The sequence below is a fragment of the Streptomyces sp. NPDC037290 genome (assembly GCF_055603245.1).
Genome location: NZ_JBVJVZ010000007.1, coordinates 314,851 through 334,560, shown reverse-complemented (window position 1 = coordinate 334,560; position 19,710 = coordinate 314,851). Strand labels below are relative to the sequence as shown.

General features: G+C 67.3%; 21 protein-coding genes and 1 tRNA gene. 10 read left to right on the top strand and 12 right to left on the bottom strand.

Going from position 1 to position 19,710, the window contains the following annotated elements; genetic code table 11:
* Window positions 1-195 precede the first annotated feature (195 nt).
* The 9 genes from ACZ7HQ_RS25825 to ACZ7HQ_RS25785 all read right to left on the bottom strand — a co-directional run bounded on the left by ACZ7HQ_RS25825 (window position 196) and on the right by ACZ7HQ_RS25785 (window position 5,965).
* On the bottom strand, window positions 196-675 hold the full coding sequence (locus ACZ7HQ_RS25825) for a hypothetical protein (RefSeq protein WP_470994268.1): 480 nt from the start codon (window positions 673-675) through the stop codon (window positions 196-198).
* A gap of 20 nt (window positions 676-695) precedes the next feature.
* Window positions 696-1,187: a hypothetical protein gene (locus ACZ7HQ_RS25820; protein ID WP_470994266.1), complete on the bottom strand. Its 492-nt coding sequence runs from the start codon at window positions 1,185-1,187 to the stop codon at window positions 696-698.
* 236 nt (window positions 1,188-1,423) lie between these two features.
* On the bottom strand, window positions 1,424-3,592 hold the full coding sequence (locus ACZ7HQ_RS25815; RefSeq protein WP_470994264.1) for an FtsK/SpoIIIE domain-containing protein: 2,169 nt from the start codon (window positions 3,590-3,592) through the stop codon (window positions 1,424-1,426).
* 94 nt (window positions 3,593-3,686) lie between these two features.
* Entirely contained in the window at window positions 3,687-3,902 is a 216-nt protein-coding gene (locus ACZ7HQ_RS25810; protein WP_470994261.1) for a hypothetical protein, read from the bottom strand.
* A complete protein-coding gene (locus ACZ7HQ_RS25805) occupies window positions 3,893-4,210 on the bottom strand; it encodes a hypothetical protein (protein WP_470994258.1) in 318 nt (105 codons plus the stop codon). Before ACZ7HQ_RS25805 ends, ACZ7HQ_RS25810 begins: the two co-directional genes overlap by 10 nt.
* 1 nt (window position 4,211) lies before the next feature.
* Entirely contained in the window at window positions 4,212-4,478 is a 267-nt protein-coding gene (locus tag ACZ7HQ_RS25800; RefSeq protein WP_470994257.1) for a hypothetical protein, read from the bottom strand.
* Between the two features lie 28 nt (window positions 4,479-4,506).
* The gene (locus ACZ7HQ_RS25795) at window positions 4,507-4,842 is read right to left on the bottom strand and encodes an RRQRL motif-containing zinc-binding protein (protein ID WP_470994254.1); all 336 of its coding nucleotides are present in this window, start codon (window positions 4,840-4,842) and stop codon (window positions 4,507-4,509) included.
* Window positions 4,842-5,699: a protein spdB gene (locus ACZ7HQ_RS25790; RefSeq protein ID WP_470994251.1), complete on the bottom strand. Its 858-nt coding sequence runs from the start codon at window positions 5,697-5,699 to the stop codon at window positions 4,842-4,844. The genes ACZ7HQ_RS25795 and ACZ7HQ_RS25790 overlap by 1 nt, the downstream gene beginning before the upstream one ends.
* Window positions 5,696-5,965: a DUF6284 family protein gene (locus tag ACZ7HQ_RS25785; protein WP_470994248.1), complete on the bottom strand. Its 270-nt coding sequence runs from the start codon at window positions 5,963-5,965 to the stop codon at window positions 5,696-5,698. The genes ACZ7HQ_RS25790 and ACZ7HQ_RS25785 overlap by 4 nt, the downstream gene beginning before the upstream one ends.
* 457 nt (window positions 5,966-6,422) lie before the next feature.
* Here ACZ7HQ_RS25785 and ACZ7HQ_RS25780 point away from each other — a divergent pair, with 457 nt between their 5' ends.
* The 4 genes from ACZ7HQ_RS25780 (at window position 6,423) to ACZ7HQ_RS25765 (ending at window position 10,142) form a co-directional block, all read left to right on the top strand.
* On the top strand, window positions 6,423-7,235 hold the full coding sequence (locus ACZ7HQ_RS25780; protein WP_470994245.1) for a GntR family transcriptional regulator: 813 nt from the start codon (window positions 6,423-6,425) through the stop codon (window positions 7,233-7,235).
* Window positions 7,225-7,614, top strand: a complete 390-nt coding sequence (locus ACZ7HQ_RS25775) for a hypothetical protein (protein WP_470994243.1) — start codon at window positions 7,225-7,227, stop codon at window positions 7,612-7,614. Before ACZ7HQ_RS25780 ends, ACZ7HQ_RS25775 begins: the two co-directional genes overlap by 11 nt.
* Window positions 7,611-8,270: a YdcF family protein gene (locus tag ACZ7HQ_RS25770; RefSeq protein ID WP_470994240.1), complete on the top strand. Its 660-nt coding sequence runs from the start codon at window positions 7,611-7,613 to the stop codon at window positions 8,268-8,270. Before ACZ7HQ_RS25775 ends, ACZ7HQ_RS25770 begins: the two co-directional genes overlap by 4 nt.
* Before the next feature lie 681 nt (window positions 8,271-8,951).
* On the top strand, window positions 8,952-10,142 hold the full coding sequence (locus ACZ7HQ_RS25765; protein ID WP_470994238.1) for a right-handed parallel beta-helix repeat-containing protein: 1,191 nt from the start codon (window positions 8,952-8,954) through the stop codon (window positions 10,140-10,142).
* A gap of 80 nt (window positions 10,143-10,222) precedes the next feature.
* On the opposite strand, the gene ACZ7HQ_RS25760 is transcribed toward ACZ7HQ_RS25765, so the two are convergent.
* Window positions 10,223-10,573 (bottom strand): transposase, encoded by a 351-nt coding sequence (locus ACZ7HQ_RS25760; RefSeq protein ID WP_470994235.1) that lies wholly within the window; start codon window positions 10,571-10,573, stop codon window positions 10,223-10,225.
* A gap of 314 nt (window positions 10,574-10,887) precedes the next feature.
* Here ACZ7HQ_RS25760 and ACZ7HQ_RS25755 point away from each other — a divergent pair, with 314 nt between their 5' ends.
* From ACZ7HQ_RS25755 to ACZ7HQ_RS25730, 6 genes are all read left to right on the top strand, one after another.
* Window positions 10,888-11,964, top strand: a complete 1,077-nt coding sequence (locus ACZ7HQ_RS25755; protein ID WP_470994233.1) for an RICIN domain-containing protein — start codon at window positions 10,888-10,890, stop codon at window positions 11,962-11,964.
* Window positions 11,965-12,364: 400 nt separating this feature from the next.
* Window positions 12,365-12,556 (top strand): DivIVA domain-containing protein, encoded by a 192-nt coding sequence (locus ACZ7HQ_RS25750; RefSeq protein ID WP_470994230.1) that lies wholly within the window; start codon window positions 12,365-12,367, stop codon window positions 12,554-12,556.
* On the top strand, window positions 12,553-12,870 hold the full coding sequence (locus ACZ7HQ_RS25745) for a hypothetical protein (RefSeq protein WP_470994228.1): 318 nt from the start codon (window positions 12,553-12,555) through the stop codon (window positions 12,868-12,870). The genes ACZ7HQ_RS25750 and ACZ7HQ_RS25745 overlap by 4 nt, the downstream gene beginning before the upstream one ends.
* A 49-nt stretch (window positions 12,871-12,919) precedes the next feature.
* Entirely contained in the window at window positions 12,920-16,864 is a 3,945-nt protein-coding gene (gene hrpA, locus ACZ7HQ_RS25740; protein ID WP_470994225.1) for an ATP-dependent RNA helicase HrpA, read from the top strand.
* Window positions 16,865-16,961: 97 nt separating this feature from the next.
* Window positions 16,962-17,036, top strand: a tRNA-Asp gene (locus ACZ7HQ_RS25735).
* Window positions 17,037-17,293: 257 nt separating this feature from the next.
* A complete protein-coding gene (locus ACZ7HQ_RS25730; protein WP_470994223.1) occupies window positions 17,294-17,485 on the top strand; it encodes a DUF6274 family protein in 192 nt (63 codons plus the stop codon).
* 460 nt (window positions 17,486-17,945) lie between these two features.
* Here ACZ7HQ_RS25730 and bldC read toward each other — a convergent pair whose 3' ends face one another.
* Both bldC and ACZ7HQ_RS25720 read right to left on the bottom strand, forming a co-directional pair.
* A complete protein-coding gene (gene bldC / locus ACZ7HQ_RS25725; protein ID WP_003949541.1) occupies window positions 17,946-18,152 on the bottom strand; it encodes a developmental transcriptional regulator BldC in 207 nt (68 codons plus the stop codon).
* A gap of 518 nt (window positions 18,153-18,670) precedes the next feature.
* Window positions 18,671-19,513 carry a DUF8083 family protein gene (locus ACZ7HQ_RS25720; RefSeq protein WP_470994221.1) on the bottom strand — a complete coding sequence of 281 codons (843 nt, stop codon included), beginning with the start codon at window positions 19,511-19,513 and terminating at the stop codon, window positions 18,671-18,673.
* Window positions 19,514-19,710: the final 197 nt, after the last annotated feature.

Below are 19,710 nucleotides of genomic sequence, written 5' to 3'. Positions count from 1 at the left end.
CTGCCACCCCCAGACGAGCCGTGCCGTCCGTGGCGAGGAAGGCGCGGCCGATGAACGCGGTGTAGGCGGGCGGGATCCACTCGCGGATGCCGGTGGGATGGGTCATGCTGGGTGACCTCCACTGTTCAGTTGGATGGGTGGAACAAGGGCGGCCCTGCGTTCTTTGGCGAGAGGTGGGGGCCGCCCTTGGCGTTGCTACTGGTGGTTGTTGGCCCAGAGGGCGTACTGCTGGCGGACGTAGGCGCGGGGGTCGCAGATCACGCCGGGCTGGTCCGTGTCGAGCAGATACAGAGCCGCCGCGAATGCGGTCTCGGCAGCGCTGTCGTCGACCGCACCGGGCTCATCAAGGAGAGCGATGCGGTCCAGCAGCGCGGCTTTGCGCAGGTAGAAGTCCCGGTCCAGCTCGGTGAGGCAATCGGTGTCGGCCAGGGTGCGAGCAGTCCAGCCGATCTCGCTGTTGATGCTGGGCGCGTTGGCGTACGCCTGCTCCGGGGTGGGCCAGGTGCTGGCGCTCTTGACGGTTGCGTGCTTGTGGTCGGCGCGGACGTAGAGGCGGTTCCTCCTACCGTCGCGGCTGGGGTACACCGTCACGGTTCCGGCGTTGAAGGTGTTGTCCAGAGCGGCGACGACGTGGTCGGTGTCGGCCGGGTCGCAGATGATGCGGATCTCGAACACAGGAGTCCTCTCGGGCCGGCTCACTGCTGGTTGGTGGTTTTGGCCCACACGCCGCGCGTGGTGGTGTGGACGTTGCGCTGGTCCTGGTAGACGGGGCCGGTGTAGTGCTGGTGCACGTCCGGAGCGGGCCTGGCCCGCTGGGCGAGCCGAGCGAGCGCGAGCACGAAGAGGCTGGGGGCGCCGAAGACGATCGCGCACACCACCGGATTGGCGGTCTGGGAGACGTACATGACCACGGCGGCGGTGAGCCCGGTCATGGAGAGGGCTGCTGCGCCGGAGAGCATGAGGACGCTGGCGTCGGTGGCGCCCTGGCTCATCGGTGGCCGGCCCGGCTGAGGAACGGGCGGGGTGCGGCCGTAGGCGGGCACGGGAGCGTCATCGCGGTAGGCGGTGGGCATCTCGGGCCTGGGCCGGTAGGCGTCGGCGATGATCCGGCGAGCCTCGGCGGCGGCTTCGCCCTCTGTCATCCTGGCGCCTACGGGGGCCGTTGCGGGCGTGTTCTCGGGGTGCATGCATGTTCCCTTCCAAAGGGCTGGCCGGGGGTGGGCAACCGTCTTGGGGCAGGGTCTGGGAGGGGGCCGGGCAGGGGGCGGCGGGCCCCCTTTACCGGCCTTACCTCGCAGGTCAGAGGCCTCTACCTCCCCCTCTACCGGGGTAAAGAGCCCCCTCTACCCGAGCGCGGTCACAAAGGACCGCGGGCCGGGCAGCGAAGGGGCGTTCGGAGAGGCCGGGGTAGGGCCGGGGGGCTTTACCTGCCGACGCTGAGGAGGACCTCGGCGGGCACGGCGGCTTCGATGTCGCGCCGCTGGTATCCGGCGCCGTTCGCACCGCTGATCTTGACCTGCTTGCTGGTGCGCTTCACGCCGGCGGCCTCCAGTTCGGCGGCGAGCCGTTCGGCGTTGAAGTCGCCGTAGACGTCCTCGTCCAGGTTGACCAGACCGGCGAGGAGATCGGTGGTGAACATGCGCGGGGAGTGTCGCATGACCTCCAGCACGTCGGAGACGATCGCGGGCACGCTGAGCCCGGCGGCGTCCGCGGCGGCGGTGACGTCGCCAGCCGCGTCGCCGGTGAGCTGTCCGGCAGCCTCACGCAGAGCGCGGCCCTTGCGGCACAGCGCCGCGAACCCGGGCCCGTCCAGGTAGTCCGCGCACACGGTCACGAACGAGGCAGGCCCGGTGACCAGCACACCGACACCCTTGTGGTCCTCGGACAGCACGGAGGCGTCCGCGCCCTGCGCGGCCTTGCCCTTGCCCAGCACCATGTCGGAGCTGGTGCGGTCCACAACCTGGGTGGAGTAGCGGATGGTGATGATCTCCCGCAGCTTCGCCGGAACCGACTCGGCGTCGGGGCGCTGGGAGGCGAAGTTGGAGATGAACCCGGCGGCCGGACCGCGACGGGCGACGCGGCACAGGTCGTTGATGACCTGCTCGCGGTCCTCTCGCTCCATGGCGCTGAAGTACTCCTGCAGCTCATCGATGGTCACGAAGATGACCGGCAGGTTGTACTTGACCATGATTTCCGGGGTCAGCTTGCCCTCCGGGCACACCGATGTCGGCAGGTCCCGCAGGAGAGCGAAGCGCCGTTCCATCTCTGCCAGCAGTTCTCGCAGCATGGCCTTGAGCGCTTCGATCGCGTCGTCTTCGGCGCCCATGACGAGGCGGTGGGCGACGGCCTTCATGGGCATCCAGTCTGCACCGCCCTTGCCATCGGCGACGTAGTGGCGCACGTAGGCGTCCAGCAGGCCGGCCGCGGTCAGCAGCCGTTGTGAGAACGTCTTGCCGCGGCGGGGCAGGCCGCCGAAGAACATCGACTGCCAGATCACGGGCACGTTGACGCGGTTGCCGCGGGCGTCCTGCCCGAAGGGGACCGGGTCCCAGATGGAGAACGTCTCTGCCTTCTCCAGTGGGGAGGGGTTCGGCGTGTTGAGGTAGGGGTCGTCGTCGGCGACCCACATTGAGACCCGGCCGGCGTTGCCGCCCTTGGCTGCGCGGACGCGGGACATGATGACCTGGATCTCATCGACCCCGAGTTCCTGCGCGATGACCTCACGCTTGGCGAGCACGTCGGAGGCGGTCTTGCCGCCCCCGCGGGGCATGTCGAAGATCACGGACCAGCCGCGGCCGTCACGGACCGGGCCCATGGTGCAGTGCACCTTCGGAAGATCCTTGTCTTCCTTGCCGCTGCCGCTTTTGAGGAGGCCCGCAGCGCGCAGCGCGTCGTTGAGCTGCTGCGCGGACATGTCGACCTTCAGCGGCGGCGCCGCCTGGTCCAGGAGGTGGGTCTCCTTGCCGCGACCCAGGTGAGCCAGAGGTGTGATGACCGCTATGGCCGCACCGGCCTGGAGCAGCGGAGGGGCCAGCGCCAGCCCGAGTGCCGCGGCGGCAACGGCCACGGCCGCGGCCCCGAACCGCCACCGCCGGGTCTGGGTACGGGCGTAGTGCGCGGCCTGCAACCTCACGGCCAGGTCGATGTCCTCCGGGCGGGCCTTGACCTGCGCCTTGAGCGCCTTCACGGCCGCACTGTGATCCTGCGCCGACAGCGTCGGCCACAACCCGACCACGGCCCGGTAGAAACCACGCGCGGCCAACAGCACGGTCTTGACCAGGTACTTCGGGGTGCGGATGCCGTGATAGCGGGTGTGCCACCAGGTCAGCCGTGCGAACGCTTGGAGGTTCGCCAGCACCGAGGCACGCGAGCGCGCCCACGCCGGCAACAAGGGGACGTCGGGCAGGGTGAGCCAGTCGGCAAGCGGGTTGTCAGGCCGGTCGACAGCCTCACCCTCAGTCTCAACCGTGTCCGGGATGGCAGGCAGGACTACCAAAGCAGGCGGCTTGCCCAGGTCGACGGGCATCGTTTCGGTGACCGAGTCAGGGTCGGGGTCGGGGGTCTTGTGGAGGTGAACGACGTTGTCGCCCATGACGGGATCTCCTGAACTGCCCTAGTAGAGCGGAGAGTCTGAAAGGGAGGTCTGCCCCTGCCCAGCAACAGCGCGGGCGGGGGCAGGCTCGGGGTCAGCGGCGTCGATGGCTGGCCTTGTGGGCGCGCAGTGCGGCCTTGCACAGCGGGCACGTGCGGCTGGGGCTATTGCCGACGACCTGCGGGGGGATTACCTGGCCACAGATGGCCCGGGTGACGCCGAACACCAGCGGCCCGCAGTCCGGGCAGTGAAAGTGCGCATCAAGGACGGGCATGGCCCCATCTGCGGCGCGGAACAGGGTCACCACCACCCCGAGGACTTCTTCACGGCGTTGGTCTTGGCGGCCTCGTTCACGATGCGCTGCCGCTCCTTCTGCAGGGCCTTGATTTCGGCGGCCAGCCGGGTCTCGGCGCTCTGCCAGGCGGTGTCGAGCTTCCGGTCCGCTCGGGCGGTGCCGTTGCCCCGGTGCAGGCTGTAGGCGCCGGAGCCGATCGCGCCCAGCACGGCACGGCGCTCACGGCCGTTCAGCGGCCACATCTCGCGGTTCTGAACCGCCTCCAGCATGCGAGTGGCCTGCTGGATCGCCTTGTCCAGGCGACGGGTGTCGGACTTGCCCATGTCAGCCCCTCCTCGGGGTGGTGTCGTCGGCGAGCGGAGCGGGAACGAGCTGGCCCGGCAACAGGGTGATGACGCGGGAGAGGTCCGCCGGGACGGCGCAGCCGCGCTCGCGCAGCCAGGCGGCGATCAGTAGGTAGGTCTGCTCGCGGGGCGTGCACGGCGGGACGGTGACGTGACCGCGTGCCCATGCGCAGCCGTGGCCGCTGACAGTGACCCAGCCGAACCAGTGGTGGACCACCTCGTACGGGGCAGCGTTGTTGCTGTTCATGGGTGAACTCCTGACGGCGAGTGGAGGGTCAGGCGGCGGCGTGCTCGTGGTCGGCACAGGGCACGCACATGCCGAGCGAGGCGGGGATGACGTATCCGGCGTCGCGTCGGCATGTCGGGCAGGTGCGGCGGGCGGTGTTGGCCTTGGCCAGGGCCGCCCACCGCGCCGGGGTCATGGGTCGGACCGGCTTGGCGAGGTCGACCCGGTACAGGTAGGCGACCAGCGGGCCGCGCCGACGGCGCGGGCGTTCGAGCTGAGCGGCCACCGGTTGTCCGCCGGGGCGCAGTCCGCGCGCTCGCAACTGGCGGTAGGTGGCGTATCCGTCCGGGGCCAGGCGCCACCGGAACACCGGCAACGCGCCCATCACACGACCCGCTTCCACGCGGCCCGCAGGCGGACCTCGGACGCGGCATGGCCAGCCGACCGGAACCGGCTCGCCATCTCCCGGTACGAGAGAGTCGGGTCCTCGCTGTGCCGGATCTCGTCCACCAGTGCATCCAGCGCCGCATCCGAGAGGGCCGGTCCTTCCAGCGCGGGCGCCGCAACCGGTTCTACGGGGCCCCAGACCGGCAGTTCCCAGCGGGGCGTGACACCGGGTGTGACGAGGGCCGTCACGCTGGTCAGCGCCCTGCCGGTGTCCTCACCGGCGCGGGCCGTCTCCAGCGTCGACCACGCCCCCGCAAGGGTCTTGGCGGTCTTGGCCGTGACGCGTGCGACGCGGGCACCGGCCCCCGTCACGGCCTCAAGCCGGGTCTCCTCAGTGGCAGCCTCGGCACGGAGCCGGGCGCGGGCCACGGCCGCCTCATCACGGGCTTCCTGCTGGATGCCGCGGATCGCGTCCAGCGCGGCCGGGGTGAGTGCGGTGCGCTCCCACAGCCCGTGGACCAGCCACAGCGCCTTTGCTGCGATGGGCAGCCAGGCGACGGCCAGCCACGCGCCGGGGGAGCTGGTGGTGGTGAGGGCGTGGGCGATCAGGACGCCGGCCGCGAGCAGGCCGAAGGACCAGCCGACGCCGGTCACGGGGTGGCTGTGGTCTCCCTGGGCGGCGAGTCGGCGCTCATAGGCCAGGGTTGCCAACCATCCGCCGTCGATCCCCAGACCGACGACCAGCGCGATGGGCCACGGCACGGCAGTGCCCAGCCACATAACGACCACGGCCAGGGTGAGCACCATGGACACCGCCGTCATCGCGACGGCGGGCAGCGCGGTCTTGGCTTTCATGCCGCGCCCCCCGGCAGGCTCACCATGGCCGTGCGGTTGGCGAGCGCGGTGCGCTCCACCAGCACCCTCGACAGGGCGCGACGCAGCCGGCGGGCGTCCAGCTCGGACGGGGTGCGGTCGAGCGTGATGATCTGTGTGTCCAACAGGTCGACGTCCGCGAGGATCGCGGGCATTTCCTGCTCGACCGCGTCCAGCTCAGCGCTGGTGGGCTCCATCCAGTCCGCGAACGCGGTAACAGCGTCCTGAACAGTGACGATGTGCTCCATTGGGTCGTGTTCCTCCCAGTCAGGAACGGCCCGAACAGCGGCCCCGGTGTTCCAGCACCGGGGCCGCGCGCCGTTGAAGTCGGAATCTCCGGCTCCCCTCGGCGCCGCTCGTACGAGACGAGCGACGGAGGCAACCGGCCGCAGCGGTGCTGCGGAGATTGACTCGCGCTGTACCGCACGCGGGGACAGAACCCGCGCACGCCCGTCCTCTTGCTCGCAAAGGGGGGACGGGCTTCCCTCGGCACACTGTTGAGTTCTCAAGGAACGACCAGCTCAGGGCCCCACATGCACGAGCTATCCCGAGCCGACACGGCCTAGAAGGCAACCCAAAGAAGGGCCCTTTCGACCCGCTGTCCTAGGACTGCGGGCGACTTGAGATGAAGATGCCACGCAGTCCTAGGACTGTCAACAGTCCTAGGACTGTGTTTCACTGGGACGCATCGAAGGGAGTTCGGCTGTGGCACCCAAGTGGCGCGAGCTGGCGGATCGACTCGCGGAACAGATCAAGAACGGCGAGTACGCCCCCGGGGCCCAGCTGCCCCAGATCAGAGACCTTGTCGAGGCGGGGGAAGGATCCAAGACCACGGTTCATCAGGCATATAAGGCGCTTGAGGCTGAGGGTCTGGTGACGTCGTCACGTGGGCACGGCACGGTCGTGCGTCCGCGCACTCCCCTCAAGAGGCTCGGGATCCATCGCTACGACAAAGTGAAGTGGCGCGACAGCGATGAGGTGGCGTTCATCGCTGACCGCGTGGCGTCGGGACGGGCATATAAGCGAAACGAGCAGACGCAGACCGTGAGCCGTATGGAGGCGAGCAGTCTGATTGCCGAGGGGCTCGGCGTCCCAGTTGGCTCCACGGTGTACGCGCGTGCTCGCCTCGTAAAGGAAGGCAGCCAACCAACGCACACCCTGACCAGCTACTACCGGCCCGAACATGTCGAGGGAACGCGCATCGTCGACCCGACGCCCGGTCCTGCCGGCCGTGGCGGCGGGTACAGGGTGCTATACGACGCCGGATACGAGATTGACCACATGAAGGAGGCCCTCTTCGCCCGCATCCCCACAGCGGACGAGGTGAAGCTTCTACAGCTTCCAGCCGGTGAACCGGTGGTAGAGCTTCACCGAACTACGTACACGGCGGATGGCACGGTAGTGGAGTTCGCCGTGGGTATCCACGCGGCCTCCCGGTTCGCATGGGAGTACGAGTTCAAGGTTCCCGATTCGGCCAGGGACCCGGAGACAAAGGACGGAGGCCCCCGTGCCCAGTGAAGGAAAGCCACAGCCGATCGACACGGTCACAATCGCGGCTCCCAGCGATGTGCCCACCATGGACGTTTGGCTCTTGGCGGACCGGCGTGAGCGCCACACCGCCCGCCTCACAGGCCATGCAGCGAGCGGCGCCAGTGCTGCCGATGCACTCGCCGCGCTCGCCCTCGGGGCTGTGATTCGGCGCACGCTCGATGACCAGGAGCAGCGTCTGATCCTTGAAGGCCGACGGCACGGAGCCACGTGGGAGCAGCTCGCCAAGGCACTCGACGTGTCGGAGCCAGAACAGGCGCGGAGCGCTTTCATGACGTGGGCCCAGCAGCTCCCAAAGAGTGAGGCCACGGAGGCGCGGCACCTCGCGGGAAATGGGAATGACCAGTGATCTCGACGCAGGCATGGCAGGACGCACGTCTCATCTGGGACTACCACCAGATGCATCACGCCCTAAGGCCCTGTTCGGTCGCCATTGGCCTCGGCAGTCATGACCTGAGCGTCGCGACGGCAGCAGCCGAGGCGTATCAAGCTGGCTTGGTGCCGATCATCGTGTTCACCGGGGCCAATAGCCCGACGACCCGGACGCGCTTCCCTGAGGGTGAGGCCGTCGCCTACCGGAAGCACGCACTGGCGCTCGGCGTGCCCGCCGAAGCTGTCTATGTCGAACCGAACGCCACCAATACCGGCCAGAATGTCACGCACTCGCAGGAGCTGCTGAAAGAGGCGGGCATCAACGTCTCGTCGGTCCTCCTCGTATCCAAGCCCTACGAGCAGCGTCGGGCCTACGCGACCGCGCGCAAGCTGTGGCCCGGCATTGAGGTCGTCTGCGCCTCTGCGCCGATGGAGCTTCCCGAGTATGTCGACAGCATCGGCGATGGCCGATTGGTGATCGACATGCTCGTTGGCGCACTCCAGCGGCTCATGATCTACCCGCTCCAGGGATTCATGATCGAGCAAGACGTGCCCGAAGACGTGATAGCCGCGTACGAGCGGCTGTGCCGAGCTGGCTTTACGCGCCGCCTCGTGCCCGCTGACGTGAGCTAACCCCCCGTACTTACGCCAACCCGTACACAAAGGCAGCTACCACCCGATACCCAAGCCCTCTATGATCAGGCGACGCCCCGCCAGAACACGGCCTGCAGCGCGAAACGACTCGCGCTCAGCTCCGCGCGGACCGATGCGGCAGCCCCCGTACGGTGCACGCAGCAATAGGTCGAAGCAGTGAACATTGGGCACTTGACCGGCAGAAACGTGATAACGCCCTGACAGCAACGCGCCCTGACACCGTACGGATAAGAGGCCCCGGACCCGGGGCCTCTCGGGTTCACGGGCCCTGCTACCTGTGCCGCAAGGCGAACCAGCTCTGGGCCGTGCTGGTCATGCCTCCGACATGGAGCGGCTCGATTGGATCTTGGACTTTATTTTATCGAAGCTGGTGATGATAACACCTCGGAACGTGGGCCTCATGCCCTGATCCCTCGTCCGGGCGAAAGGCGGCCCCCTTTCGAGGGGCACCGTCATAAAACGGGCGGACAATCAGTCCTTCTTCATGTCGGATTCCCGTTTACAGGAAGAAGGAAGCACATGCGTCGACAGTGCGGTCGATTACTGGCTGTAGTCCTCATAGCCTGCGGCATGGCGGGGCAGGGAGGTACGTCGCAGGCCGCAGGAGCAAAGACCCCTTCACCCGTATCGTTCACGGTGCCAGCGCGTCCACTCCAGATGATGACCAAGGCCCACAAACGGGTGGCCGCCCCAACGGCCGGCAAGGACGTTGCCAACGTCCGGGATTTCGGAGCCGTCGGAAACGGCAAGGCAAATGACACGGCAGCCTTCAAGAAGGCGATCGCCGAATCGACTGCCAAGAAGATCCCGGTCTATGTCCCGCAGGGCACCTACGAGATCACGGACACTCTTACACTGACGAAACAGCTGATGGCCGGAGAGAACCACGCCAGCTACACCTCAGACTACGCGACTCTCCCCACCATCATGGCGACCAATCCCTCCCGCAGCGCCATTCGTCTCAAGGACGGCAGCGCGGTAAGCGGCCTGAACTTCGACTACGTCCAAGATCAGTCCTCGGCCACACCGAAGCAGTACGCCACGACCATCCTCCTCGACGGTGCTGGAACCCGTGTGAGCAACGTGCGGATCTCACACGCTTGGAAGGGAATCGAGTCGGTCGCCGACAACACGGGACGCGCAGTGATCCAGGACGTGTTCATCGCGGCGGTCGCCAAACTGGGTATGCGTATCGACACTGGGTACGACGTCACGACGATCGCGAATGTGGAAGTGTGGACACCGCCCGACGTGTACAAGGGGGCGTTCTGGCACAAAGGCGGCATCGGCATCGAACTCAATCACCTCGATGCATTCCACATGAGCGGCGCGTTCGTCTATGGCGCCGATACCGGCGTGCTCCTTCAAGGGACGAAGAAAGGAAATGCCTGGGGGACGATCGACGGCCTGACCACCGACTTCTGCAATATCGGCATCCGGAGCGCCGACAAGACTCTCGTCACCCTTACCAACTCAACGAACCAGAGCTTCGTCCACGCTCTCGAGGTCGACGGGGCGATGAGCCAGATCAACGTGTCAGGTAGTCACTTCCGTTCCAACGTCTCTTACGGGGTCTACGTTCACGGTGGTTCCTACGTGACGATTTCGAGTTCCGAAATCCAACGCATCGACCCGGGTGGTGCTGGGCCCGCCCTCGAAGTCGACGGTGGCGCCAAGGTGATCATCACGGGGAACGACATTTCAGGCTCCACGGCAGGTGCCCAACTCGATGGTAAAGGCGTGATCATTTTCTCAAATAACCTGGTGGTGGCCAACACTCACGCCGGCGCTTTCCAGTACCACGCCACCAACCCATTCAACAAGCTCGTCGGAAACGTCGTCTATCCCTGATGGACGCCGACGGGCATCCCCTGTCACCAGGTGAGTTATGGTGCGCTCACCCGGGCTAGTGTTTCGTGATCCTGATTGGGTTACTTCACGTTGTTATTGACGAGTTCCTTCACGCTGGTCTGGACGAGTCGAACCTTGGTGAGGATCTCGTCGGCGGTGGCGGTCCAGGTGAAGGGTTTCGGGTTCTGGTTCCAGGAGTTGATGTAGTCGCGGATCTGTTTGACCAGGACGTTGACGCTCGCGAAGGTGCCGCGGCGGATGGACTGCCGGGCGATGATCCCGAACCAGATCTCGATCTGGTTCAACCACGAGGACCGGACGGGGGTGAAATGGAAGTTGACATGCGGGTTCTTCGCCAGCCACTCCTTCACGTCCGGGGTGGTGTGCGTGGAGAGACGGCGGACCGAAAACCTCCGTAAGTAGGCCTCCAAGAACAAGAACACCTCCGGCCGCACCGGGAAAGGAAACAGCTGGCTGCGCGGCGCGCTCGGTGAAGCCGCGATCTCGGCCGCCCGGGGTGGTTCACCTGCGCCAACGCGCGATCAACGGACTTTGCAATCACCCTGCCGACGTTCGTGACATAAAGTCAGAAGGGATTCACCCTGAAAGGTTGATTGAACACCACCAATCGAACCAGAGCAGAGATGGGCGTGACATGTCGAGAGCGAGAAGCCTCAGAGGCGCGCTAGCTGTCCTGGCCGCTGGGCTACTGTTAGCGAGTGGCATCACCCTGGCGTCGGCGGACGTGCCAGGTGGCAATGTCCTGGTCAGCTGGGCACTGCCGGGCGTGCCGGATAGGGGGGTTTCGAATATCACCTTTCCGATAACAGTCGATCCGTCGACACTGCACGCCGACGGGACATACTTTGCGGATCAGTTCAACTTCACCAACGCCGAAGACGTTGGGTACATGGGTCTGCAGCCACGGCCGAACGTCAACGGCCACGAACGTTTACACGCGGCCTTCTCCAGCTTCATCAGTGGCAGCAGCACCAGCGACCCGCAGTGCAGCAACGGAGCTGACGGCGGCCCCGGAGTCAGCTGTGCTACTGACCTTGACGCCGTCTACGGCGACACCTACGCCCTCACTGTCAGCCGAATCGGCCCGGATACCTGGGCGGGGACCGCCACCGACACCGTGACCGGTATCGCCACCCACATTGGGACCTATACGCTCCCTGCCAGCAGCGGTAATCTGGCGGGTTCCCAAGTCGGGTTTGTCGAAAACTACCTTGGCGTGCCCAGCTGTTCACAGACGCCCCACATTGACGTCACCTTCGGTGGCCCGACCTCCACTGACGCCGGCGGACTGCAGGGCACTCAGCAGGCTGAGTACGAGTACAACGGCTGCATCGGCCAGGCCAACTACAGAGAAAACAGTGCCGGCAATGGAACACACATCATCCGCGGCTTCATCAGCAACAACAAGGGTAGGCACACCGGCGCGATAACTGGGCTGGGCGGAATGTGTGTGGACAACGCGGGTAGCCGCACCGCGAATGGGAATCCCATCATCTTGTGGAACTGCACCGGCAACCCGAACCAGCAGTGGACGGCTCACCCTGACGGTTCACTTACCGTCCAAGGCAAGTGCATGGATGTAACCGGCGCTGGCACCGCCGCCGGCACGTTGATTCAGCTGTACGACTGCAACGGCACCCCGGCACAGGTGTGGCAGTCGCAATCCGACGGATCACTGCTAAATCCGCACTCAGCCAAGTGTCTGGACGCCCCGCGGTGGAATGTCAGGCCCGGCACTCGACTTGAAATCTGGAACTGCAACGGCGGCGCGAACCAACACTGGCGCCTGAGTGGGCGTTAAGTTCGTTTCTGGTACCGCGCGGTGGAAGAGCAAGGAGGAGCGACCTACGCCGCGAGTCTTTGGGCTCGCCGCGCTCGCGCTTCGACTGCCATCCGGGCGAGCCCTCGGCAAAACGGCACGTCAGTAGCCTGTTCATCGCACTGCTCGCATCCATGAGCAGACAGAACCGTGGCGTACGGGTTGGAGTACGCCAACCCGTACGCCAACAGCAGCGCACAGCGGCGCCTATCGCCCGATGTTCCAGCCCCCTATGATCAGGCTGCGCCCCACCAGGACGCGGCCTGAAAAGCGGAAGGTCGCCGGTTCGACCCCGGCCCCAGCCACAGCCAGAAGGCCCCGTTCAGCGAACGGGGCCTTCGTCGTGAGAGGGCTTGGCCGCGCCAGCCGGTAGGGGGCATCTGTGGCAGACGACTTCCGAGGCTTCGACATCGCCCGGCGCGGGTACGACCGCGCCCAGGTGGACGCCTACCTGGCCGGTCTGGCCGCGGGTACGGCAGCCGGCACGCCGCCCGCCTTCGACATCGTCCGGCGCGGGTACGACCGTACGCAGGTGGATCAGCGGATCGTCGAGCTGCGAGGTGGGGGACGATGAGTCAGGGCGACGTCAGAGCAGCGCAGGAGACCGAGCTGGAGAAGGACCGGGCCCGGTACGGGCTGCTCGCGGTCGTCGCCAGCAACCTCGCGATCGCCGTGGTCGCGATCTTCGGCGTCTGGCGGCTCAACGGGGACAAGGCGGTGATCGTCGGTATCCTCACCACCGCGTTCACCGCGGTCAGCGGCATAACGACCGCCTACCTGGGCATCAAGGCCGTCGCCAACACCGCGCGGTCGCTCGCCCTCGGCGATGGCATCCGGTCCCGGCAGCCCGACACCGCGGCAGCCCCGCCACCGCGTCCGGCGCCCTGAGTCAAATCGTTCGCTTGTTTTTTGGGCGGGGTGAGATCCTGGATCGCGTATGTCTACGCATCCCGCCTCCGCCCTCGGCACCCTCGCCCCCCGTCTGACCGAACTCTCGCTGCGCGACGCGCACCGGCTCGGCAGGCGGCTCGAGGGCGCGCGCAAGATCCGTAAGCCGGAGGCCCGCGCCGCCGTCCTCGCCGAGATCGAGGACGAGATCGGCCGGGCCGAGGAACGGATCGGTGAGCGGCGTGCCCGCGTGCCCGCCGTCACGTACCCCGAGCAGCTGCCGGTCAGCCAGAAGAAGGACGAGATCGCGGCGGCCATCCGCGATCACCAGGTCGTCATCGTCGCCGGTGAGACCGGCTCCGGCAAGACCACGCAGATCCCGAAGATCTGTGTGGAGCTGGGCCGTGGCGTGCGCGGCATGATCGGGCACACACAGCCCCGTCGTATCGCCGCCCGTACCGTCGCCGAGCGGGTCGCGGACGAGCTGAGGACGCCCCTCGGCGAGGCCGTCGGCTGGAAGGTGCGGTTCACGGACCAGGTGAACCCGGACGCCACGTTCATCAAGCTGATGACGGACGGCATCCTGCTGGCCGAGATCCAGACCGACCGCGAGCTGCGCGCCTACGACACGATCATCATCGACGAGGCCCACGAGCGGTCCCTCAACATCGACTTCCTGCTGGGCTACCTCGCCCAGCTGCTGCCCAAGCGGCCGGATCTCAAGGTCGTCATCACCTCGGCGACCATCGACCCCGAGCGCTTCTCCCGGCACTTCGGGGACGCCCCGATCATCGAGGTCAGCGGGCGGACGTACCCCGTGGAGGTGCGCTACCGGCCCCTCCTGGAGGAGGACGCCGAGGACGCCGACCGCGACCAGATCACCGCGATCTGCGACGCCGTCGAGGAGCTCCAGGCCGAGGGCCAGGGCGACATCCTCGTCTTCCTCTCCGGCGAGCGGGAGATCCGGGACACGGCCGACGCGCTGGAGAAGAAGAAGTACAGATTCACCGAGGTACTCCCCCTCTACGCCCGGCTCTCGCACGCCGAACAGCACCGGGTCTTCCAGGCGCACACCGGGCGCAGGATCGTTCTGGCCACGAACGTCGCCGAGACCTCCCTCACCGTCCCCGGTATCAAGTACGTCATCGACCCCGGCTTCGCCCGGATCAGCCGCTACAGCCACCGCACCAAGGTCCAGCGGCTGCCCATCGAGCCGATCTCGCAGGCCAGCGCCAACCAGCGCAAGGGCCGCTGCGGCCGTACCAGCGACGGCATCTGCATCCGGCTCTACTCCGAGGACGACTTCCTCACGCGCCCGGAGTTCACGGACGCGGAGATCCTCCGTACGAACCTGGCGAGCGTCATCCTGCAGATGACCGCGGCCGGCCTCGGCGACATCGAGAAGTTCCCGTTCATCGACCCGCCGGACCACCGCAACATCCGCGACGGCGTCCAGCTGCTCCAGGAGCTGGGCGCGCTGGACCCGACCCAGAAGGACGTCCGCAAGCGGCTCACCGACACCGGCCGCAAGCTCGCCCAGCTGCCCGTCGACCCCCGGCTGGCCCGTATGGTCCTGGAGGCCGACCGGAACGGCTGTGTCCGCGAGGTCATGGTCATCGCGGCCGCGCTGTCCATCCAGGACCCGCGCGAGCGCCCGGCCGACAAGCAGACCCAGGCCGACCAGCTGCACGCCCGCTTCAAGGACGAGACCAGCGACTTCCTGGCCTACCTCAATCTGTGGCGGTACGTCCGCGAGCAGCAGAAGGAGCGCGGGTCGAGTTCCTTCCGCCGGATGTGCAAGCAGGAGTACCTGAACTTCCTGCGCATCCGCGAGTGGCAGGACATCTACACGCAGCTGCGTACGGTCGCCAAGCAGATGGGCATCCACCTCGCCGAGGAGGACGCCCCGGCCGACCGCATCCACACCTCCCTCCTCGCCGGCCTCCTCTCCCACATCGGGATGAAGGACGTACGCGACGGCAACAAGAACGAGTACCTGGGCGCCCGCAACGCCAAGTTCGCGATCTTCCCGGGTTCGGCGCTGTTCAAGAAGCAGCCGAAGTTCGTGATGTCGGCCGAGCTGGTGGAGACGTCCAGGCTCTGGGCGCGGGTCAACGCCAGGATCGAGCCGGAGTGGGTCGAACCGCTCGCCGGACACCTCCTCAAGCGGACGTACAGCGAGCCGCACTGGGAGAAGGACCAGGCGGCCGTGATGGCACACGAGAAGGTCACGCTGTACGGCGTCCCGATCGTCGCCCAGCGCAAGGTGAACTACGGCCGCATCGACCCCGAGGTCAGCCGCGAGCTGTTCATCCGCAACGCGCTCGTGGAGGGCGACTGGCGTACGCACCACAAGTTCTTCGCCGACAACCGCAAGCTCCTCAGCGAGGTCGAGGAGCTGGAGCACCGGGCGCGGCGCCGGGACATCGTGGTCGACGACGAGACGCTGTTCGACTTCTACGACCAGCGGGTGCCCGAACACATCGTCTCCGGCGCGCACTTCGACTCGTGGTGGAAGCACAAGCGGCACGAGCAGCCCGACTTCCTGGACTTCGAGCGGGAGATGCTCATCCGGGAGTCGGCGGAGGCGGTCACGAAGGCCGACTACCCGGACTCCTGGCGGCAGGGGCAGCTGAAGTTCCGGGTGACGTACCAGTTCGAGCCGGGCGCGGACGCGGACGGTGTGACGGTCCACATCCCGCTCCAGGTGCTCAACCAGGTCACGGACGAGGGCTTCGACTGGCAGATCCCGGGCCTGCGCGAGGAGGTCGTGACGGAGCTGATCCGCTCCCTGCCGAAGCCGGTCCGCCGCCACTACGTGCCCGCGCCGAACTACGCGAAGGCGTTCCTCCAGAAGGCGGTGCCCCTTCAGGAGCCGCTGACCGTGACGATGGCGCGCGAACTGAAGCGGATGGTCGGCGTGCCCTTCGAGGCGGACGACTTCGACTGGTCCAGGCTCCCCGACCATCTGAAGATCACGTTCCGTGTCGTCGACGAGCGGCGCCGCAAGCTGGCCGAGGACAAGGACCTGGAGGCGCTGAAGCTCAGGCTGAAGCCGAAGGCGAGGAAGGCCCTGTCCCAGGCGGCCGCGGCCACGGCCTCCCGCGAGGGCGGCGAGTCCCTGGAGCGCAAGGGGCTGACCGACTGGACGATCGGCACGCTGACCCGGGTCTTCGAGACACGCCGCGCCGGCCAGCCGGTCAAGGCGTACCCGGCGCTGGTGGACGACGGCGACACCGTCTCGGTCCGGCTCTTCGACACGGAGGCGGAACAGGCGGAGGCGATGTGGAGGGGCACCCGGCGGCTGATCCTCCGGAACATCCCGGTGAACCCGGCGAAGTTCGCGTCGGACAAGCTGACCAACGCGCAGAAGCTGGCGCTCTCCGCGAATCCGCACGGCTCCGTCCAGGCGCTGTTCGACGACTGCGCGATGGCCGCGGCCGACAAGCTGATCGCGGACTTCGGCGGGCCGGCGTGGGACGAGGAGTCGTACCGGAAGCTGTACGACAAGGTGCGCGCGGAGATCGTCGACACGACGGTCCGTACGGTCGCCCAGGTCCAGCAGGTCCTCGCGGCCTGGCAGGCGTGTGAGCGCCGTCTGAAGGCCGTCCGCAGCCCCGTCCTCCTCGCAAACCTGACGGACGTCCGCAAGCAGCTGGACGCCCTCGTGAAGCCCGGTTTCGTCACCTGGGCGGGCATACGCCGGCTCCCGGACCTGATGCGCTACCTGGTGGCCGCCGACCGGCGCCTCCAGCAGATGCCCACGGGCGTCCAGCGGGACACCACGCGCATGGAGAAGGTCCACGAGATGCAGGACGAGTACGCCTGGCTCCTGGAGCAGCTGCCCCAGGGCCGCCCGGTGCCGCAGCAGGTCCTGGACATCCGCTGGATGATCGAGGAACTCCGGGTCAGCTATTTCGCCCACGCCCTGGGCACCGCGTACCCGGTCTCCGACAAGCGGATCGTGAAGGCGATCGACGCGGCCGTTCCGTAGCCGTACGCACACAGGGGGTGAGTTCGACCAGGCGGGCTCACCTCCTGTACAGTCTCTTCTCGCAGCGCAACGCAGCAAGCCAAGCGCCGCGAAACCTGGTCCTGTGGAGCAGTTTGGAGTGCTCGCCACCCTGTCAAGGTGGAGGCCGCGGGTTCAAATCCCGTCAGGACCGCAGTAAGGAAGGCCCTCATCCAGTGGATGGGGGCCTTTCGCATGCCCTCAGCCCGTCCGGCTTCGAGGGCGACGGCATCCAGGGCCTTGGCAGGGGGCCTGGGGGCGGCAGTCCCCTGACGTCGGCCCCCACCGCCCCCACCGCCCCCGGCGGATCGGCCGGCCCGGCGGAGCCACCCGCGGCCTTGACGGCGTCAGCTCGCGCCGGTACCCAAGGACCAGGGCCCGTTCCCCCTGTGCGGTCCGCGGAGGTGGCGTATGGCGGCATCGGCCAGGCACGAGACGCGGGCACTGCTGAGGGCGCATCTGTCGGCCGCCTCGTCCTACCGGCATCTCACCCGCCACTGCCCCATCTGCCACCACCTGCTGCGGCTGGCGATGGACACCGGCCCCCTGGTCCCGGATCCGAGCGACGAGGAAGCCGAGGACGAAAGTCCCCGCAGCGCGTGACCCACGCCGGCCCCAACGGCGCACCCACCGTGGGACGCTGGAACAGGTCACTCCACTAACGCACACATGCCACCGGCAACAACGGCCGGGGCATGTGACGGGAGTCACCGCATGAGTTTTGGAAAGGCCGGTACTTACCCCTGTCCTACAACTGGTCAATTTAATATGTGCAATTGCACCGGCCCCAGGGGTCACGCACAGCCGTTCCGACAGCCCTGCCCAGACTCCGACAAGGCCACTCACAGAGGCCCGGTCACGGCTCCGACCAGCGCACAAAAAAGATCGCGCTGGACCCGGCGGAGTCCAGCGCGATCTACGACGCACCCTGTGTCGCTGCCTACAACGTTCACTTCGGCTTGGGCGAGGGCCTGTTGGGGCAGGTCCCGCGTCGCTTGGAGCTAGGGTTTCGGGCGCCTCGGCCGGTTGGGGGACCTGCCGCTTCGCCCGGTTATGCAGTTGTTCAGGCCTCGCTGCGCTGCTGCGGGATGCCCGCGAGAAGAGCGCGGACCTCGGCCTCGCGATAGCGGCGGTGCCCGCCGAGCGTACGGATGGAAGTGAGCTTGCCGGCCTTCGCCCACCGCGTGACCGTCTTGGGGTCGACACGGAACATGGTGGCGACCTCAGCCGGGGTCAGCAGCGGCTCGGCATCAGGGGTGCGAGCGGTCATGAGCGGCCTCCTCGGGAGAACCGAACCTTCTCGGTTCTTTCCTCTAAATTCTGCACCTTGACCCGCGTTGCCCGAAATGGCGGACGCGAGTCGAGTCGGTTATAGGACGAACGGCTTGTCCTCGGCACTACAACTACACCATCTGTCCAGCCGCGTCGGCCAAACCGATGGAATTGCCCTCCCAGGTGTTCATCAGCGACGGAAGCCGATGGACCATGCCATAGCGGACAGTCACGCCACTGTGACGATCAGTCACAGGACGATCAGGAGTCACCAGACCCCCCAAAGCGTGCAATGCTGAGATTCCGGCCATAGTGGAGCATAGTTGGACGGACGGAGACCTCCCCGGACTCCTTGTCCTATTTTGGCATGAGGGGCGGCAGTTAGGGCAAGGCTCTTGTAAGTGCCGTCCGTCACCCTTGAGACAAAAGTCCAGATCGGGACCAACGTCCCGTCAGATGGGCAAGTGCCGTAGACCGTACGTCGTTCGAGGCCGTTCGAGCCGTGACGTACGTCACTCAGTTCGCGGAACGCCGGTCCCGTACCGCCCGCCACCGCTCCACGAGCCGCACATAGGCCTCTCCGGCCGCCGCCCCGTCACCCAGGCGCAGCGCCTCGACGCCCTCGGCCACGTCCGCCGCCGAGTGGTCGCCCTCCAACTCGCCGGCCGGCAGCACGTGCACGAGGCCGCCGTAGTCCAGCTCCACCAGCGAGCGCGGGTGGAACTCCTCCAGCCAGCGGCCGACGTCCACCAGGCCGTCGATCAGCGGGCTCTCCTCAACGGTGGCCTTCAGCGTGCGCAGCGCCCGCGCCACCCGGCGCCGGGCCTGCACCATGGGCGTGCGGTAGCGCAGCAGCGGCGGCACCTCCGCGGTGCCCTTCTCGTAGCGCCGCTCCTCGTCGGAGACCAGCACGAACCAGTTCAGGGGCACCTGCCAGGTCGCCGTGCGGATCCAGGGCCGGGCATCGGGGTTGCGGGCCAGCCAGCGCTCGTAGTCCTGGGCGGCCTGGCGGCGTACGACCTCGGGCAGCACCGCGTCCAGCACCGGCGCCGGCAGTTCCCCGGCCAGCTCGCCGAGCGCCTGCCAGCCGCGCAGCCGGGTCCGCCAGGGGCACACGCAGACCACCCCGTCGACCTCCGCCACGAAGGCGTCGCTGCTCTCGTGCACCGGCACCGCGACCGGCGGGGTGGGCAGCAAGTCGGCCAGGGAGCGGCGCAGTTCGTCCTGGTAGGAAGGGCGGTCGGGGCGGCGGGCGTAGCGGGCCCAGTGGCTGCGCTCCGGCTCCTGGAAGGCGCCCAGCGGCTCGTACACGCGCAGGTACGCGGCATAGGGGACGACCACGGAGGACACCTTCGGCACGCCTGCTCCCTCCCCATCGGGCCCGGCTCGAAACCACTGCAAATCGTGCCACGGTCATACGTGCACGAGCGGTCCGGGAGAGTGATCCTGAACACTGCACGGATGGTGGTCGCGCCAAGGCTCTACGCTCATGCCACGGCACCCCGCCACCCGTACGGGGTCCGAACCCCACCCGCCGCTCTTTACACAGGAGTCAC